This is a genomic window from Corallococcus sp. AS-1-12, from assembly GCF_020036995.1.
GTDB lineage: Bacteria > Myxococcota > Myxococcia > Myxococcales > Myxococcaceae > Corallococcus.
Genome location: NZ_JAIQDD010000004.1, coordinates 533,251 through 549,049 on the forward strand (window position 1 = coordinate 533,251; position 15,799 = coordinate 549,049).

At 73.0% G+C, this 15,799-nt stretch carries 14 protein-coding genes; 6 read left to right on the forward strand and 8 right to left on the reverse strand.

From position 1 onward, the window contains the following. Positions 1–17 precede the first annotated feature (17 nt). A complete protein-coding gene (locus K8556_RS09495; protein WP_223739703.1) occupies positions 18–1,052 on the forward strand; it encodes a lysophospholipid acyltransferase family protein in 1,035 nt (344 codons plus the stop codon). Between the two features lie 6 nt (positions 1,053–1,058). Here the strand turns inward: K8556_RS09495 and alr are convergent, their stop codons facing one another. After that, a complete protein-coding gene (alr, locus tag K8556_RS09500) occupies positions 1,059–2,300 on the reverse strand; it encodes an alanine racemase (RefSeq protein WP_255651484.1) in 1,242 nt (413 codons plus the stop codon). Positions 2,301–2,588: 288 nt separating this feature from the next. On the opposite strand from alr, the gene K8556_RS09505 reads away from it, so the two are divergent. Next, a complete protein-coding gene (locus K8556_RS09505) occupies positions 2,589–3,449 on the forward strand; it encodes a sigma-70 family RNA polymerase sigma factor (RefSeq protein ID WP_223739705.1) in 861 nt (286 codons plus the stop codon). Between the two features lie 85 nt (positions 3,450–3,534). Continuing rightward, positions 3,535–4,191, forward strand: coding sequence for a metallophosphoesterase (locus K8556_RS09510; RefSeq protein ID WP_223739706.1), 657 nt, complete (start codon positions 3,535–3,537; stop codon positions 4,189–4,191). A 31-nt stretch (positions 4,192–4,222) separates the two neighbouring features. Here K8556_RS09510 and K8556_RS09515 read toward each other — a convergent pair whose 3' ends face one another. The 3 genes from K8556_RS09515 to K8556_RS39085 all read right to left on the reverse strand — a co-directional run bounded on the left by K8556_RS09515 (position 4,223) and on the right by K8556_RS39085 (position 7,677). After that, positions 4,223–6,178, reverse strand: coding sequence for a tetratricopeptide repeat protein (locus K8556_RS09515; protein WP_223739707.1), 1,956 nt, complete (start codon positions 6,176–6,178; stop codon positions 4,223–4,225). Positions 6,179–6,180: 2 nt separating this feature from the next. After that, positions 6,181–7,464, reverse strand: a complete 1,284-nt coding sequence (locus K8556_RS09520; RefSeq protein ID WP_223739708.1) for a hypothetical protein — start codon at positions 7,462–7,464, stop codon at positions 6,181–6,183. Positions 7,465–7,554: 90 nt separating this feature from the next. After that, positions 7,555–7,677 carry a hypothetical protein gene (locus K8556_RS39085; RefSeq protein WP_255651485.1) on the reverse strand — a complete coding sequence of 41 codons (123 nt, stop codon included), beginning with the start codon at positions 7,675–7,677 and terminating at the stop codon, positions 7,555–7,557. 366 nt (positions 7,678–8,043) lie between these two features. On the opposite strand from K8556_RS39085, the gene K8556_RS09525 reads away from it, so the two are divergent. After that, positions 8,044–9,114: a hypothetical protein gene (locus K8556_RS09525; RefSeq protein ID WP_223739709.1), complete on the forward strand. Its 1,071-nt coding sequence runs from the start codon at positions 8,044–8,046 to the stop codon at positions 9,112–9,114. 16 nt (positions 9,115–9,130) lie between these two features. On the opposite strand, the gene K8556_RS09530 is transcribed toward K8556_RS09525, so the two are convergent. The 3 genes from K8556_RS09530 to K8556_RS09540 form a co-directional block, all read right to left on the reverse strand. Then, a complete protein-coding gene (locus K8556_RS09530; protein WP_223739710.1) occupies positions 9,131–10,021 on the reverse strand; it encodes a zinc ribbon domain-containing protein in 891 nt (296 codons plus the stop codon). A 222-nt stretch (positions 10,022–10,243) separates the two neighbouring features. After that, positions 10,244–12,496 carry a serine hydrolase domain-containing protein gene (locus tag K8556_RS09535; protein ID WP_223739711.1) on the reverse strand — a complete coding sequence of 751 codons (2,253 nt, stop codon included), beginning with the start codon at positions 12,494–12,496 and terminating at the stop codon, positions 10,244–10,246. Continuing rightward, positions 12,493–13,878, reverse strand: coding sequence for a GDSL-type esterase/lipase family protein (locus K8556_RS09540; RefSeq protein WP_223739712.1), 1,386 nt, complete (start codon positions 13,876–13,878; stop codon positions 12,493–12,495). The genes K8556_RS09535 and K8556_RS09540 overlap by 4 nt, the downstream gene beginning before the upstream one ends. Before the next feature lie 453 nt (positions 13,879–14,331). Between K8556_RS09540 and K8556_RS09545 the strand changes: the two genes are divergently transcribed. Together K8556_RS09545 and K8556_RS09550 are read left to right on the forward strand one after the other, a co-directional pair. Continuing rightward, positions 14,332–14,679: a helix-turn-helix domain-containing protein gene (locus K8556_RS09545; protein ID WP_223739713.1), complete on the forward strand. Its 348-nt coding sequence runs from the start codon at positions 14,332–14,334 to the stop codon at positions 14,677–14,679. 80 nt (positions 14,680–14,759) lie between these two features. Next, entirely contained in the window at positions 14,760–15,125 is a 366-nt protein-coding gene (locus K8556_RS09550; RefSeq protein ID WP_223739714.1) for a response regulator, read from the forward strand. Between the two features lie 15 nt (positions 15,126–15,140). Here K8556_RS09550 and K8556_RS09555 read toward each other — a convergent pair whose 3' ends face one another. Continuing rightward, positions 15,141–15,752: a hypothetical protein gene (locus K8556_RS09555; RefSeq protein ID WP_223739715.1), complete on the reverse strand. Its 612-nt coding sequence runs from the start codon at positions 15,750–15,752 to the stop codon at positions 15,141–15,143. Positions 15,753–15,799 lie beyond the last annotated feature (47 nt).

The following is a 15,799-nucleotide window of genomic DNA, read 5'->3' on the forward strand; positions in this document are numbered from 1 at the left end:
CGGTGGAGTGCGCGGCCGTGTCCGCTCCCCTCTCCTCGCATCCGCTGCCACCGCAAACGAACACCCCTCCCGAGGGGAAAAGGCCGCCGGAGCACCTGCGCCGCATCATCGGCTCGCCGCCGGGCCCCCTCGTGGCGTTCCTGACGCGCGGCGTCTGGGCGTTGCTCACCACGCTGTCACCGAAGGCGCGGGACGCGCTCGCTCGCTTCGTGGCGAACCTGGCCTACACGCTGGGCATCCGCCGCAAGGTGGCGCTGGACAACCTGGCCCACGCGATGCCGGAGAAGAGTGAAGCCGAGCGCCACGCCATCGCGCGGGGCGCGTACCTCACCATGGCGCGCGTGGTGGTGGAGTCCCTGCCGTCCGGGGACCGGATGACGCCGGACTGGGACCAGCAGGGCATCGAGGGCGAGGAGGCGTTCGCGGCGCTGAAGGCGCACGTGGCCACGGGCAAGGGCGCGCTGCTGGTGACGGCGCACTTCGGCAACTGGGAGCTGGTGGGCCAGATGCTGATCCGCTGGGGCATCCCGCTCAACGCGCTGGTGCGTCCGCTCAAGGGCGCGCTGAACACGCGCATCGCGGAGAACCGGCTGGGCGCGGGCGCGGGGCTCATCTACCCGAAGGGCGCGATTCAAGAGATTACGGACGCGGTGAACCGCGGCGAGTCCGCGTACATGCTGCTGGACCAGGCGCTGCCCGCGAAGTCCGCGGTGTTCGTGCCCTTCTTCGGCCGGCTCGCGTCCACGACGCCCGCCATGGCGGTGGCCGCCGAGCGCACGGGCGTGCCGGTGTTCGTGGTGATGGGCGTGCGGCCTCCGGGCCCCGGCGCGCGCTACAAGCTGGAGGTGGAGGGCCCCATCCTCCCGCCCACGCCCGGCGAGTGCGCGGACCCCATCACCGAGCACACCGCGCGGGTCACCGCCGCGCTGGAGCGCGCCATCCGCCGCCACCCGGAGCAGTGGCTGTGGCTGCACCGCCGCTGGAAGGTGCAGCCCCCGGCGCTCGCGACGGCGCCCGCGCCCGGCCTCACGGAAGGCACTCCGCCGAAGTAGCCCGCGCTACTCCACGACGACGCGGCGCAGGTGCGCGCCCAGGCGCGTCACCAGCTCGTAGTGGATGGTCTGCGCCCAGCCGGCCAGGGACTCGGCGGACACGGACTCCTCACCGTCGCGCCCCAGGAGCGTGGCCGTCACCGGGCGCTCGTCGGCGGTGGCGCGCGTCACGTCCACCATCAGGTGGTTCATCATCACGCGGCCCAGCACCGCGCACCGCCGCCCGTTCACCAGCACGTGCGCCTTGCCGGACGCGAGGCGCGGGTAGCCGTCGTAATAGCCCACCGGCAGTACGGCGATGCGCGTGGGCTCCGAGGTCCGGTACGTGCAGCCGTAGCCCACGTACGCGCCCGCCGGCAGCCACTTCACCACCTGGCTCTTGCACCGCCACGACAGCACCGGCTTGAGCACCGGCAGCTCGCCCAGCACCAGCCGCGCGGACAGCCGCGTCTCCGGCGAGGGCCACAGGCCGTACAGCGAGATGCCCACGCGCGCCGCCTCGTAGCGCGCCCGGGGCAGCACCAGCGCCGCGGCGCTCGCGGCGATGTGCCGCTGCAACGGCTTCGCGGGCCTCAACTGCGCGGCCAGGTGCCCCAGCGCCGTCTCGAACGCGTCCAACTGCGCCAGCGCGTACGCCTGCTCCGTCACGTCCTCCGTGTTCGCGAAGTGGCTGAGCACGCCCACCGGCTCGAACACGTCCGGCGCCTCCGCGAGGAACGCCGTCTCGCGCGGCAGTTGATCCAACGTGAAGCCCTCGCGGCCCAGGCCCGTGTCGATGTGCACGTGCACGCGCAGGGGGCGCGGCAGGTTCGCCGCGCGCAGGGCCGGCACCGCGTCCGCCCAGGAGCGGTCCGCCACCACCACGTCGATGCCCTGGCGCGCCAGCACGACGGCCTCCTCCGGGGCCACCGCGCCCAGCACCACCACCTGCCGCGCGGGCAGGCCGTGCGCGGACTCGTGCGCGCGCACCGTGAGCGCGTCCTGCGGCGCGATGAAGTAGAGGACGTCCACGCCCGCGTGCACCACGGGCAGCACCTGGGCCAGGCCGTGGCCGTAGGCGTTGCCCTTGAGCACCGCGCCCAGCGCACGGGGGGTGGGGCCGGTGGACTCCAGCGCGCGGAACGCCGCCACGTTGTGCCGGAGGTGGGACGCGCTCACCTCCAGCCACGAGGAGTACACCGCGTCACCAGGCCCGGCCCCGAGCCCCACACCGACTTCTCCCACGTTCACACCTCCGCGCCTGCCCATGTTGCCTGACGCCTCTACCAGCAAAGCGCGGGCCATGGGCGGCCGTGGCCGGCGGGCCACGGGGGCCGCATGCCACTCGGGCGGACGAGGGCGGAAAAAGGGGGGCCACCCCGCACGGCCAGGGGGGCGTGCACGGGTGGACACGCGCGGCGAGGGAGCGTGTCCCGGGGGACACCTGACGGGTGGGAGCCTCCGCGCGACATGTCGGGTGACCCGGCGGCGCGACAGGGGCCGGTGGTAGTGTTCCCTGCCGTGGCCGCACCTGAATTGCCCCTAGCCCAGGCTTTCATGACCGCCCGAGGAAAGACGGAGCCGGCAGGCGCCCTCTCCGTCCTCCAGGAGCGGCTGGCCCAGGCCCTGGACGCGGCCCGTCAATCGTGGCCGGACATCCCCCTGGAGGGGCCGCGCTTCGCGGCGCACCTGGCGCGGCTGGTGCCCGCGGACGGCCACGAGGACGCCTGGGGCCGGCTGCACATGGCGGACGTGTACCTGGCCCGGGCGGCGGCGGACGGGGTGCCGGCGGCGCTGGCCACGTTCGAGGAGCGCCTGATGCCGGAGGTGGACGCGGCGGTGGCGCGGCTGAAGCTGCCCCCGGCCGGGCTGGACGAGGTCCGGCAGGCGCTGCGGCAGCGGATGCTGGTGGGCAGCGCGGAGGCCCCGGCGCGGCTGGCGGCGTACCCGGGCACGGGGCCGCTGGCGGGCTGGGTGCGCGCGGCGGCGCTGTGGCTGGCGCTGGACTGGCAGCGGCAGCGCTCCGGGCAGGCGCAGTCGGAGGACGGCGACCTGTCCATGCTGGTGGCGCCGGGGGACGACCCGGAGCTGGCGTACCTCAAGCAGACGTACCGCGCGGAGTTCAGCGCGTCGTTCCAGGCGGCGCTGGCGGCCCTGTCCGCGCGGCAGCGCAACTTCCTGCGGCTGAAGTACCTGGACGGGCTGGGCATCGACCAGTTGGGCGCGCTGTACGGCGTGCACCGCTCCACGGCGGCGCGGTGGGTGGTGGGCGCGCAGGAGGAGCTGCTGGACGGGACGCGGCAGCGGCTGACGGAGCGGCTGCGGCTGACGCGCTCCCAGTTGGACAGCGTGCTGCGGCTCATCTCCAGCCAGTTGGACGTGAGCCTGAGCCGGCTGTTGCGCACGCCCTCCGAGTAACGCGGCGCGCGACGCCCCGTCCCCAGGCGAGGCGTCCGAGAATCCCGGCGGGGCATCCGGGGCCAGTGCGTTAAAGAGGGGAGAGATGCGAACGCTCTTCATCGGAGATGTGCACGGCTGTTCCAGCGAGCTGGACGCGCTCCTGAAGGCGTGTGACTGGACGCCCGGCGACCGGGTGGTGCTGGTGGGCGACCTGGTGGCGAAGGGGCCGGACTCCGCGGGCGTGGTGCGGCGGGCGCGCGAGCACGGCTTCCAGGCGGTGAAGGGCAACCACGACGCGCACGTGCTGCGCTGGCACGGGGGCCACGCGTCCAAGGGCAAGAAGCTCAAGCCGGAGCACCGGCAGGTGCTGGACACGCTGACGGCGGCGGACTGGGCCTGGATGGGGACGCTGCCCTCCTACCTGCGCTTCCCGGACCTGAACGCGCTGGCGGTGCACGCGGGGCTGGTGCCGGGGGTGCCGCTGGAGGAGCAGCGGGAGGAGTTCCTCTTCAACCTGCGCAGCATCGCGGCGGACGGGACACCGTCGAAGCGGCTGGAGGCGGGCGAGCCGTGGGGCAGCCTGTGGCAGGGCCCGGAGCTGGTCATCTTCGGCCACGACGCCATGCGCGGCCTGCAGCGGCACCCCTTCGCGGTGGGCCTGGACTCCGGCTGCGTCTACGGCGGCAAGCTCACCGCGTACGTCCTGCCGGAGGGGCGGTTCTACTCCGTGCCCGCGGCCCGCGCGTACATGGCGCTGTGAGGCGCCGCGGGCCCCGGGCCTCGCGCCCCCGCTACGCCGTCAGGGCCGCCAGCCGCTCCTGCACGCTGGCCCGGTCCTCCGCCTCCGGCGCCATGTCCAGGTAGGCGCGCAGGTCGGACGCCGCCTCGTCGCGCCGCTTCAGCTCCGCGAGCACGATGGCCCGGTTCGTATAGAAGTCCGCGACGGTCGGGGCCAGGGCGATGGCCGCGTTGAGGTCCGCCAGCGCCTCCGGCAGCCGCTGCTGGGAGTAGTGGAGCAGGGAGCGGTTGGCGAGCACCGTCGGCTGGGACGGCTGGAGCGCGAGCGCCCCCGAGTAGTCGGCGATGGCCGCCTCGACGCGCCCCAGCTCCTCGTGGGCCTGGGCACGGCCCAGCAGGGCGAGCAGCCGGGAGGGCTCCAGGTCGAGCGCGGTGGAGTACGCCTCCGCGGCCTCCTCCATGCGCCCCATGGCCCGCAGGCACTGGCCCCGGTTGATGTGGACCTCCGCGTACGGCGGGCTCAACTGGAGCGCCCGCTGGAAGTCCTCCAGCGCCTCCGCGTAGCGGCGCCCGCGCATCAGCAGGCTCCCGCGCTCGTTGAAGTACTCGGAGTAGTCCGGGTCCATCTGGATGGCCGCGGTGTAGTACTCGATGGCCTGCGCGTCCGAGCCGAGCCCCGCCAGCACCTGCGCGATGTTGTAGAGCAGCACGGAGCGGTGGAGCCGGTGGCGCTCCGGGTGCAGGTGCGACTCCAGTTGCTGGAAGCCGGCCCTGCACAGCTCGATGGCCTCCTCGGAGCGGCCCTGCCGGTGGCGGACGAACGCCAGCGCGTTGCGGTTGAAGACGCGCAGGAAGATGCGCTCCTCCTCCGGGATGTCCGCCGCGTCGATGTCCTCCAGGCCCAGGTCCAGGTAGTGCTCGGCGCGCTCCAGGTCCGGCCGGGCCAGGAACCGCCCATGCAGCATGCCCAGCGTGTAGTGGAGCTTGGTGCGGATGAGCGGGGAGGTCCGCTGGGCGCCCACGCGCGTCGCCAGGGCCAGGATGGCATCCGTGTTCCGGTGGGCCGAGTAGCTGTTGAACAAGAGGCCAATCACCGTCCAGTACGACCCCGGCGCGTCCTCCGCCATCCGCTCCGCCTGCTCGCGCAGGGGCTCGCCGTAGTGCAGCGCGTCCGAGTACAGCCCGTAGTGGCTGGCCAGCCGGAACGCCGTCACGCGGGCCTCGAACAGCGGCGCCTCACGGCCGCTCGCCTCCCACAGCCGCAGCAGCTCCGGCAGGCGCATCTCCAGCGCGATGGGGTCCTCCCGCAGCTCGGCCTCCAGCGCCTCCGCGCGCCGGGAGGCCTCGTCCGGCGCCAGCGCGGCCGGCGCCGCTTCCCGGGGGAAGTCCTCGCGCACATGGTGGATGGGGACCGTGCGCGGCAGCCGCGCCATCAGCGGCTCCGCCTGCCCCGGCGCCACCGCGAGCACCAGCCGCAGGCCCAGCGGCGCGGCGCGGCGGCGCAGCAGCTCCAGGTAGAAGTGCTGGACCAGCTTCCCCGCCTGGTCGAACGCATCACACAGGATGACCCAGGGCGCCGGCGGCGCGTGCCGCTTCCAGGCGGCCATCAGGTCGATGAGCCCGTGGGAGATGCGGAAGACGCGGTCCGCCGGGAAGTTGCGGACCTTCTCGTGGCTGAGCGCGCCGTCCGTCAGCGTGGTGTGGCGCGCCTTCATCTCCCGGCGCAGGGAGGGCAGCACCGCGAGCAGCTCGTAGTCGTGCTGGACGAGCAGCCCGGGCGCCTCCTCGCGGAGCGCGGGGATGCTCGCGGCCAGCAGGTCCCGCAGGCCCGCCCACGGGCCGCCCCAGGCCATGTCGCCGTTCGTGGACCAGACGCGGGCGCCGCCGCGCCCGGCCTCGTCGGCCCACCGGGCCAGCAGCGCCTGTCGCCGGGCACCGGGCTCGCACTCCAGCAGCAGCACGGACGGGGACTCCATCACCACCGGGAAGACGTCGTTCGCTCGTGTCATGGTCACTCCAGCGCCACTGTCTGGGAAAGCGCCGCCGCGGCGCGCTTGCGGCCGGAGCGGTCCCGCGCGATGCCGCGCAGCCACAGGAAGAGGCCCACGCCCAGCGTGCCCAGGCCCACCGTGCCCAGCACCAGGGCGTCCACCACCGCGTAGACGTGGTCCCCCGGTGAAGCCAGCGCGTGGTGGATGGAGCGGACGTAGGCCAGGGCGACGGGGAGCTGGACGCCGAACAGCAGGGCGAAGGCCAGCAGCCGCCCCAGCACCCAGAAGCCCGCGTAGACATGGATGACCCGGCGCTCGGCCGGGGGCACCGCCTCCAGGGGGTCCCCCTCTGGAGGGCGGGAGCGCAGCAGCCCGCGCACCCGGTGCTTGAGCAGCGCCTCCGTGTCCCCCATCAGGTTCTTGCACCCGAACAGGTTGACGAAGACGCAATACATGTCCGTGCGGAGGAAGAACTGGAACTGCCACAGCACGCGGAACGCCAGCATCAGGAGCGACGCGCGCAGCAGCCACTGCGTCTGCAAGGCCAGGGACACCCAGCCCTGCGCCTGCGCGAAGAGCGTCAGCAACGACAGGGCCATGAGGACCAGGTCCAGCAGCGGGCCCGCCAGGAAGGGCAGGTAGCGCTGGCGCCGGGGGATGCCCCAGACCCCGGTCATGTCCGTCTCCGCCACCAGGATCCACAGCCGGTGGCTGATGCCCAGCCGGCACGGCACGCCCACGGCGCGCGCGGCCACCAGGTGCGCCATCTCATGCAGGAAGAGCATCCCGTAGTTCAGGGCCAGCAGCACCAGCAGGGTGACCGTCATGTGCTGGGACACGGCCAGGGACGACCAGCCGGGGAGGATGGAAGGCCGCAGCACCACCGAGGCCACCGCCGCCATGATGAGCGCGCCATAGGCCCCGAGCGCCCACGGTCCGAAGAGCGCCTGCGCGAGCCCCCGGGGAAAGCCCGCGAAGTGGTAGCGCACCGGATCCGTCCGCGGCGCGGACTCCGGAGGCGGCTGCGCCGTCACGGCGCGCGTCGCGTCGCGCAGGAAGCCCCGCGGCTCCAGCGCTTCAATCAACCCCTGCGCATCAGGCACTTCGCCGTACTTCGAGACGTAGAAGGCCTCCGCCTCCGCCAGCGTCCTTCCTTCGCGCAACTGGTCGAGGAGCTCCACGGCATCCGGAGGAAGCGCCAGGAAGACGCCCTGCGCCGGCAGGCCGATGATGACCTCTCCGCCCTCCTGCTGCCGGGTAAAGGCAGCCACGATGAACGTCGACGTCGCGGCGTAGTGGCTCACACCCGGCCCCCGTGGAGCAGCGCGAAAGGGAACTCCAACCCGGCATGGAAGGAATGGGGGTCCACCCTTCCATCCCGGTCACAGAAGAGACTAGTTGGCGCCGGCGCCCGTCAGGATGCACCAGATGTCGTAGTAGGCGGCGGTCGTCTTCACGGTCTCCATCTCGCGGATGGTGAACTTCTTCATCGCCGGCTGCGTCGAAGTGCTGTTCATGAGACTCTCCTGGATTGGCTTTCGGGCCACGATGGCGCCGTGCCGATATCGAGAATAGTCTCATCAAATCACAAGTCAATAACAGCCATGAGATATACTCAAACAGGGGAAATGCTGGATTGACGCAAGGAATTGTCGGCCCGCGTCAGTCACATCCGCCCGGACCCGCCAACGTCAATCCAGACCCGGTGTCACACGGCCCCATTCCACGCCGTCTGGTGAGGGATTGCGGGGAGGAGACCCGGGCTGGAGAGGAATTGATGGGTTCACGCCGGACCTCACTGTGAGGGCCGTGGGTGCCTTCCGCATGCACCCGGGGCTCTGGCATATTCCATGGAGGTCATCTTTTTCCGGGAGGAGTTCAACATGGTCCGCACCTCGAGCCTCTTCAGCGCCCTGCTCCTCCTGAGCGCCTGCCAGAAGCCCCCGGAGGCCTCCCCGGCCGCGACCGCCGCCGCGCCGGTGGCCGCGCCGGTGAAGGTGGCGCCGTTCTCGCTGTCGGCGCTGCGGGACGTGGCGCCGTCGGGCTGTACCTGGCTGCGGTTGGAGTCAGACGGCAGACGCAGGGCGCTCGTCACGGTGGACGCGGCGTGCGACGGGTTGCAGCTCGCGTGGAGCCCGGACGGCAGGCACGCGGCGGTGCGCGACCCGGCCGGCAGCGCTCGGGGGCCCGGGCGGGTGTGGATGGTGGACCTGTCGTCCGGACAGGGCTCGGCGCAGCTCCTGCCGGAGGAGGGGCTGACGGGCGCGGTGGGGTTTGATTCGGTGGGGCGGCTGGTGGCGTTGACGGCGCACACGGGCGAGCTGGTGCGGCGTGACGACGTCTTCCTCTTCGAGGGCCGGCGCATCCCCATCCCGGAGCTGGACGAGGGCGCGGGGCTCGCGCACGCGTACCGGTTGGAGGCGGGGGCGTGGAAGCGCATCGAGACGGTGGCCACGCGCGGTGACGCGGACGCGGTGTTCGCGCTCGCGACCACGGAGATGCTGGTGTCGTCCACGGTGGCCGGGGACGTGGACGCGCTGGCGGCGCAGGGCCTGGATGAGGGCAGTCAGGACGCGGCCCGGCTGGACGCGGTGGTGCCCGAGCGGGGGCACGACGTGTTCGGCGGCTGGGCGCGCGTGGAGTCGCGCGGCGGTCCGCTGTTCGCGTGGCAGACCGCGGGTGAGCAGACCGCGCTGATGATGCCGGTGCGCTGGGAGGTGGAGGACGGCCACCTGGGCGAGCCCGAGGGACTCGCCCTGCCCGCCCACAGCCCCGTGCGGGCGCTGGCGCGCGGGGACCTGCTGCTGCTCGCGGGCGAGACGCAGGCGCGCGTCTACGACCTGGGCTCGCGGCGCCTGGCGGCGTCCTTCGACGGCTTCCGGAGCGTGCGCTTCTGGCCGGAGCCGGGCTCGAGGGTGCCGCGCGGAGCCACGGCGGCGTCCGGTCAACCGTAGGCGCGCGAGCCGCTCCTCACATCTGCCCCGTGCTCTTGAGGGCCGCGAGCACGATGGCGCCGTAGACGCCACCGCAGAGGCAGCAGGAGAGCACGGGCACCAGGAGCGCGCCCGCGAGCGCCGTGCCCCAACTGGTGCGATGCAGCGTGCGGTAGGTGAAGGCGCGCAGGCCCATGGCCCAGAAGGGCGCGGCGTACACGGCGACGAAGGGAATGACGCCGACGATGTACGGAGCCTGGGACATGGCGTGCGCGCGCAGGGTCACGGAGAAGCCGCGCTCCACGCCGCCCATGCGGAGGATGAGGTGGTCCAGGCCCGCGTTCACCAGGGTCATGCCGGTGCTGAACACGGGCATGAGCACGGTCCAGGCCGCCATGCCGACGGTCATCCAGAGCTTGACGGTCTTTGGATCCGCGCCGCTCCCGCCCGTCTCCGTCTCCGGGATGAAGCCCATGATGACGCCGATGAGCGCGGTGTAGACGAGGCCTGTCGACAGGAAGCCGGCGATCGCCGACAGCATCACGAAGCCCATGGAGCTGCTCACGGGCGCGTCGGGGTTGACGCCCCGGAGGGTCTCCGTGGGCCGCATCAGCATGCCGAAGCACGTCCGCCAGAAGGCCTTGAGCGTCCCCAGCTCCGCGCGCTGGTCCCAGGGCAGTTGGCCCAGGGGTTCACGGTCAAGGCAGGTGGCGCAGACGGTGCCCTCGGGCCCCTGTCGAATGCAGCGGGCGCAGGCGAACACGCCACAGCGAGGGCAGGTGGCCACGCTGAGCCACTCAGGGTGCACGGCGCAGACGGGCTCGGCGCCGCCGGGAGCCGGGGCCACCAGCAGCGAGGCCCCGCACCGCGCGCACGTCTCCGCGCCGGGGGTGAAGGGGGCCTGACAGGAAGGACAGGAAGGCGTCATCGCCGCGCATCCTCGCACGGCTCGGACCCCGTCATGAGCACAGCCGATGGAGCGGAGCTCCCGGCCGCGCGGTCTCAAAACCTGTCCGACTGTCGGACAGGTTTCCACGGCCCGCCTCCGCCGGGTGGACGCGGCAGGGCTCTCACCTTCTCAGCGCCAGGGACAACCTCCGTGTCCGGAGGCTTGGGAGTCGTGCCGTCCCGGGATGCCCGGTCGCGGGCGCTACGGCTCTGGCGCGGACTCCGGATCCACCGGCACCGTGGGGGACGTGCTCCCAGCCTTGTCCTGTGCCGGCGCGCTGCCCGCGGGTGCCACGACGCCTGGCTGCGCTTTCGGGGCCCGGGCCTCCTGCGCGGCCCGGACTTGACGGGCCCGCTTCGCCTGGGCCAGGGCCGCCTTCGCCGCGCCCGCGTCGCCCAGGGCCCGCTCGCGCTTCGCCAGCGCGTCCCACAGCTCCGGCGCGTCCGGATGCAGCGTCACCGCCGCGCGCAACAGGCCCCGCGCCACCTTCGGCGAACGCGTGTCCAACAGCCGCTTCAGGAACCCCGTGGGCGACAGCACCAGCGACCCCTCCGGCGTCTCGAACGCCTCACGCACGTGGGGAATCGCCTCCGGCTCCCGGTCCGCCTCCATCAACCCCACCGCCCGCGCCAGGTGCGCGTCCATCGACTCCGGATGCAGCTCCGTCGCTCGCTCCAACCAGCGCATCCGGTCCACCGGCTTGCGCTTCGCGCGGTCCGCCAGCGTCAGCAGCTCGTCCGTGTAGTCGGGTCGCACGGCGGGGGCGCGCACCGCCGCCTCCTTCAGCGCCGGCCACAGCCGCTCCGGATCCTTCATCGCCTCCAGGCGCGTGCGCTTCAGCGCCGGCACCTCCGCGCGCCTCCACCCCGCGACGAAGCGCGCCACGTCGCTCCGCACGGACGGGCTGAAGCGCTCCGCCTCCGGACACTTCAGCGTCTCACACGCCGACAGGTAGTCCGCGAAGAAGCCCGCCGCGCCCTGCGTCCGGTACGCGCGCAGCCGCTCCGCGCCCATCGCCTTCTCCACCGTGGCCGCCATATGCGCGCCCACGCGGATGAAGAGCGACTCCGCGCGCGGCTCGTGCGCGCCGCGGATCCGCTCCATCGCGCCCCGGCCGTCCCGGGCGATCGCCGCCCGGTCGAAGAGCGACGACACCTTCGCGAACGCTCCCGCCAGGTCCGTCTCCGGCGGCAGCGTGCCCGGCCCGCGCGTGGCCCAGTCGTGGTACGCGAGCCCGTAGCTCGCCAGCCGCCCCATGCCCTCGTAGACGACCGCGTCCACCGGGTCCGTGAAGTGTCCGCCCCGGGCCGGCGCGCCCTCGTCCAGCACCGTCTCCATCAACCGGATGGACAGCCGGCGCAGCCGCTTCGCCTCGTCCTCCACGTTGGTGGCGAGCGCGATGGCCGTGTCCTCCGCCGGCAGCAGCACCAGCAGCGTCGTCGTCTCCGGCTGCCCGCCCGCGTGCGCGACGATGTAGTGGCCGCGCAGCGGATAGGTCGCGAAGCCCATGCCGTAGTCGGTGATGTGCCCGTCGCGCGTCACCATCGTCGCCTGCATGCGGCCCATCGTCTCGCGCGACACCAGCTTGTGGTCCAGCACCGCGCGCGCGAAGCCCAGCAGGTCCTCCACCGTCGCGCGCGTGCCGCCGCCCGCGAAGCGGCTGGTGACGTCCAGGAAGCGCGAGGGCTTCAGCGTGGCGCCCGACACCCGGTAGCCCACCGCCTGCTGCGCGTCGCGCGTGCTGATCTCGTCCACGTCCGCGTGGCTCATGTTCGCGGGGCCGAAGACGTGGTCGCGCAGGTACTCGCGGTAGGACTGGCCGGAGGCCGTCTCCACCGCCGCGCCCAGCAGGTTGAAGCCCCACGTCGTGTACAGGTAGCGCGTGCCCGGCTCCGACACGAGCGGCCGGTCCGCGAACAGCCCGATGGCCTCCTTCGTCGTCACCGGCTTCGTGTTGTTGCCGGCGCTCGGGCTGTCGTAGGTGGGCACCCCGCCCAGGTGGCCCAGCAACTGCCGCACCGTCACCGGCCACTGCTTCACCGGGTACTCGGGCACCAGCGTGTGGATGTCCGCGTCCAGGTCCAGCTTGCCCGCCTGCGCCAACTGCATCACGGCCACCGCCGTGAAGGACTTGGTGATGGACGCCATGCGGTACGTGGTGCGCACCGTGGCCGGCAGCTTCTTCGCCAGGTCGCGGTAGCCGTAGCCGTTCATCCACCGCTGGCCGCCCCGCATCACGCCCACGGACAGGCCCGCGGTGGGGCCCTGCTTCAGGTCCGCGCGCACCAGCGCGTCCAGCGCGCGCTGCACCTCCGGAGGGAACTCGGAGGCCTTCGCGTCCGGCTCCGGCGCGGCCTTCGCGCTGGCCTCCAGCGGGGGCTTCACGGCGGTCGCCTGCGCGAACGCGGGCCCCGCCTCCAGCAACACCCACAGCGCGACGAAGAGCCGCTTCATGGCACCACCTCCGCGGTCTCGCTGCTCGCGCCGGTGTCCGCGGCCTCTTCACTCGCGGTCGTGAGCGCCGGCACCGCGCCCTCGTTCACCCAGCCCGCGAGCAGCGCGTCCGAGACCACCTGCCCCAGCAGGTCCAATCCCTGCCCCCGCGGATGCACCAAATCATCGTGCATGAACCCCGCCTGGTTGAAGCGCTCGAGCGACCCCGCGCCGCCCATCGCCGCGTAGAGGTCGAAGAAGCCGCAGCCCTCGGCGAGCGCCACCTCGCGCTCGGCCTGGATGGCGGCCACCAGGAACAGCCGCTGCGTCAGGGGCTTGCCCTTCGCGTGCCCGTCCCGCACCGCGTCCATGGGGCCCACCACCAGGCACGCGCTGCCGGGCGCGGCGGCGCGGGCGCGGCGCAGCAGCGCGGCCAGGTCCTGGCGCACGGTGGGCAGGTCCGTGCGCTTCCACTCCAGGCGCTTGGACTCGTTGCCGCCCAGGAAGAAGAGCAGCAGCTTCGGGTCGCGCTGGGCAAGCTGCGCCTTCAGCGCGTCCTCCTCCAGCCGGGCATACAGCGTGGCGTCCGCGGACGGCACGCCGAGCATGTCCAGCACGATGCCGGGCCCGTCCTTCTGGAGCACCACGCCCTGCACGATGGCGCCCTTGCCCTCCGCGGTGATGTCCAGCCACTTCGCGCCCGCGGGCAAATCGAAGGACGTGGTGCGGCTGGCCCCGTCCTCCTGGGGCTCCGTGCGAGTCAGCACCGCGCCATCCACGGACACGACGAGGCGGCCCGCGCCCTTCACGTCCTTCCACCACAGCGTCCCGCGCGGCTCGCCCTCCAGCTTGAAGCGGCCCCGGGCGCGGTCCTCCGTGGCCAGGTGATACACGCCGGTGATGCCGAACGGGTGCGGCGGCGCCTTCAGCTCGCCCAGCGTGCGCGGCTGCCAGCCGTGGCTCACGGCGGCCGTGCGCCCCCGTCCGCCGTACGGGGCCATGCGGTCCACCAGCAGCACACCCCGCCCCGCGCCGCCGAAGCCCGCCACCAGCTCCTCGCGGACCACGTCCACGATGCGGTCCCCCGCGATGAGCGAGTTGCCGAACGCGGCGATGACCGTGGGCGCCGCCCCCGGAGCCTGGACGAGCCCGTCCAGCGCGGTGAAGAACGGCGTCAGCGCGGACCGCGCGCAGCCGGCGTCCCCCTGCTCCAGACAGGGGTCCTCCACCGCGCCGCCCGGGGCCTTCAGCCGCGTGGCCAGCGCGTGCAGGTGTCCGGCGCGCTCGGTGGTGGGCGGCAGCGCGCGGAACGCGGAGCGCGCCACCGGCCGCGCCTTGCTGGGAGCCTGCGCGGGCAGGCTCGCGGAAGCGGGCACCACCCGGGGCGAAGCCGCACCCGTCACCGGGGACCCGGGAGCCTCGGAAGGTCGCGCCTCCTCGGAGGCGGGCCGCGAGACACCCGCTCCTGGCGGCGGCACGGAGTCCGTCGCGGGCGGCAGCGTCAGGGGGAAGCGGTGAGGGGGTGTGCGGGACTCGCACCCGGGGAGCAGGGCCCCCGCCAGGACAGCGAGCAACCCCGCCCGCCAGCGCCCGCGCGAGACATCGAGAACCGTCATGTGGCCCGGGAGCGTAGACGAAAGCCCGGGGACACGCATGTTCTGGACCCCACGCCTGGCCGCCTCGCGAGCCGCCCCGGCGTGACCTCCCGGACATTGAATCCGTCCGGGAGCACACGTCCTGGCCAGCCCCCCCGGTGGAAGAACCGGTTTCCCGTACCCCAGTGCAAATGCAGGGTCAGGCCGCGAACATGCTCCCTTCACATGGCGCGGCGCGCCCCCAAATTATCCGCCGCGAATATGGCGAAGAACAGGCTCACGACGTGGACGAAGCTCCACCGGCGGTTTGGCAATCACGTGCGAGGCATGCGCAACAGCCGTGCGCTCACGCAGGAGGCTCTCGCCGAGCGCTGTGACCTGTCGGTGGACGCCATCCGCCGCATCGAGCGGGGCGCCTTCTCTCCATCGCTCGACACGCTGGGCAAGCTGTCCGTGGGGTTGGACGTGTCGCTCAAGACGCTCTTCCACTCGTTCGACCTGGAGCGCACGGACGGCGTGGCGGAGATCTGCGACTTCCTCGCGTGCCGCTCCGGCTCCGAGTTGAAGCTCGCCTGGCGCGTGCTCCAGGCCATGTTCGACGAGCGCTGAAGCACGCGCCGTGCGCTGCCGGTCACACCCGGCAGATGTTCCCTGTCACTCCCCACGCGATTGCCCTATGCGTCGGGCCCATGAGCCGCGCGCCCCCCACCCTCCTCCTCGTCGAGGAAGACAGCGACCTGCGCGACGCGCTCGTGGAGATCCTCCTCGCCGAAGGGCACACCGTCGCGGCCACGGAGAACGGCGACCAGGCGCTCGCGTGGCTGGGAGCGCACCCGAGCCCCGCGCTGGTGCTGGTGGACATGTGGACGCCGCGCAAGGACAGTTGGCGGCTGCTGGACACGCTGCGCCGCGAGCCCCGCTTCGCGGACCTCCCCGTGATGGCCATCAGCTCCAGCGAGGAGCGCCACCCCGCCATCCGCGAGGTGCTCTCCAAGCCCTTCGACCGCGAGGCCCTGCTCGCCGGGGTGCGCCGCTTCGTGCACCCGCTGCACTGAAGAAACGCGAGCCCCTCAGCCGCCGGTGGTGCGCTGACTCAACTGGCCCACCACGGCCGGGTCCAGGCGGAACGAGTCGAAGAAGCGGTCCGCGTCCTCGGGCGCGCGTCCCTCCGGGTGCAGCAGGAGCTGCTGGTACAGGCGCGGGCCCACCATGAAGAAGCGGCCCCGGAGGCGGCGCGAACCGGACACGCCGCCCACCTCCTGGCCCGGGAAGCCGCCCTCCATCTCCAGCGGCTTCGCGCTGATGGCCGTCGCCCCCAGGGCCTCCAGCGCGCCCTGGCTGGCGCGGTCCACCACGTCGCGCGGGCGCACCTGCGCCACCGCCGCGAGCGGGAAGTCCGTATAGGAGACGTAGTAGGCGGTGTCCTCCTGCGTGCGCGCGGCGATGAACGTGTGCAACGTCACCTCGCCCACGTCCGTGGGCTGCACGCGCCGCTCCTCGGTGACGGGGCCGGGGAACGTCACGCTGAAGCCCCCCTCCTGGGACTGGACGACGGAGGACGGCGCCTCCCGCACGGGCGCGGCGGGGGACACGGGGGGCTCGGTCCGCGTGCGCCCCGCGCACCCTCCCAGCACCAGCAGGGCGGCGGCCAGCGGCACGACCCGGTAGGAACGCTTCATCATCCAGACGGCTCCTGACATGGGGCCGCAAGGTACGCCCTGCCCCGCCC

Bases quoted from the DNA above. Each gene is read 5' to 3' on its own strand.
- K8556_RS09550 (WP_223739714.1), top strand. From the start codon at position 14,760: ATGAGCCGCGCGCCCCCCACCCTCCTCCTCGTCGAGGAAGACAGCGAC.
- K8556_RS09530 (WP_223739710.1), bottom strand. From the start codon at position 10,021: ATGACGCCTTCCTGTCCTTCCTGTCAGGCCCCCTTCACCCCCGGCGCG.
- K8556_RS39085 (WP_255651485.1), bottom strand. From the start codon at position 7,677: ATGAACAGCACTTCGACGCAGCCGGCGATGAAGAAGTTCACCATCCGC.
- alr (WP_255651484.1), bottom strand. From the start codon at position 2,300: ATGGGCAGGCGCGGAGGTGTGAACGTGGGAGAAGTCGGTGTGGGGCTC.
- K8556_RS09535 (WP_223739711.1), bottom strand. From the start codon at position 12,496: ATGAAGCGGCTCTTCGTCGCGCTGTGGGTGTTGCTGGAGGCGGGGCCC.
- K8556_RS09505 (WP_223739705.1), top strand. From the start codon at position 2,589: ATGACCGCCCGAGGAAAGACGGAGCCGGCAGGCGCCCTCTCCGTCCTC.
- K8556_RS09555 (WP_223739715.1), bottom strand. From the start codon at position 15,752: ATGATGAAGCGTTCCTACCGGGTCGTGCCGCTGGCCGCCGCCCTGCTG.
- K8556_RS09510 (WP_223739706.1), top strand. From the start codon at position 3,535: ATGCGAACGCTCTTCATCGGAGATGTGCACGGCTGTTCCAGCGAGCTG.
- K8556_RS09545 (WP_223739713.1), top strand. From the start codon at position 14,332: ATGGCGAAGAACAGGCTCACGACGTGGACGAAGCTCCACCGGCGGTTT.
- K8556_RS09515 (WP_223739707.1), bottom strand. From the start codon at position 6,178: ATGACACGAGCGAACGACGTCTTCCCGGTGGTGATGGAGTCCCCGTCC.
- K8556_RS09525 (WP_223739709.1), top strand. From the start codon at position 8,044: ATGGTCCGCACCTCGAGCCTCTTCAGCGCCCTGCTCCTCCTGAGCGCC.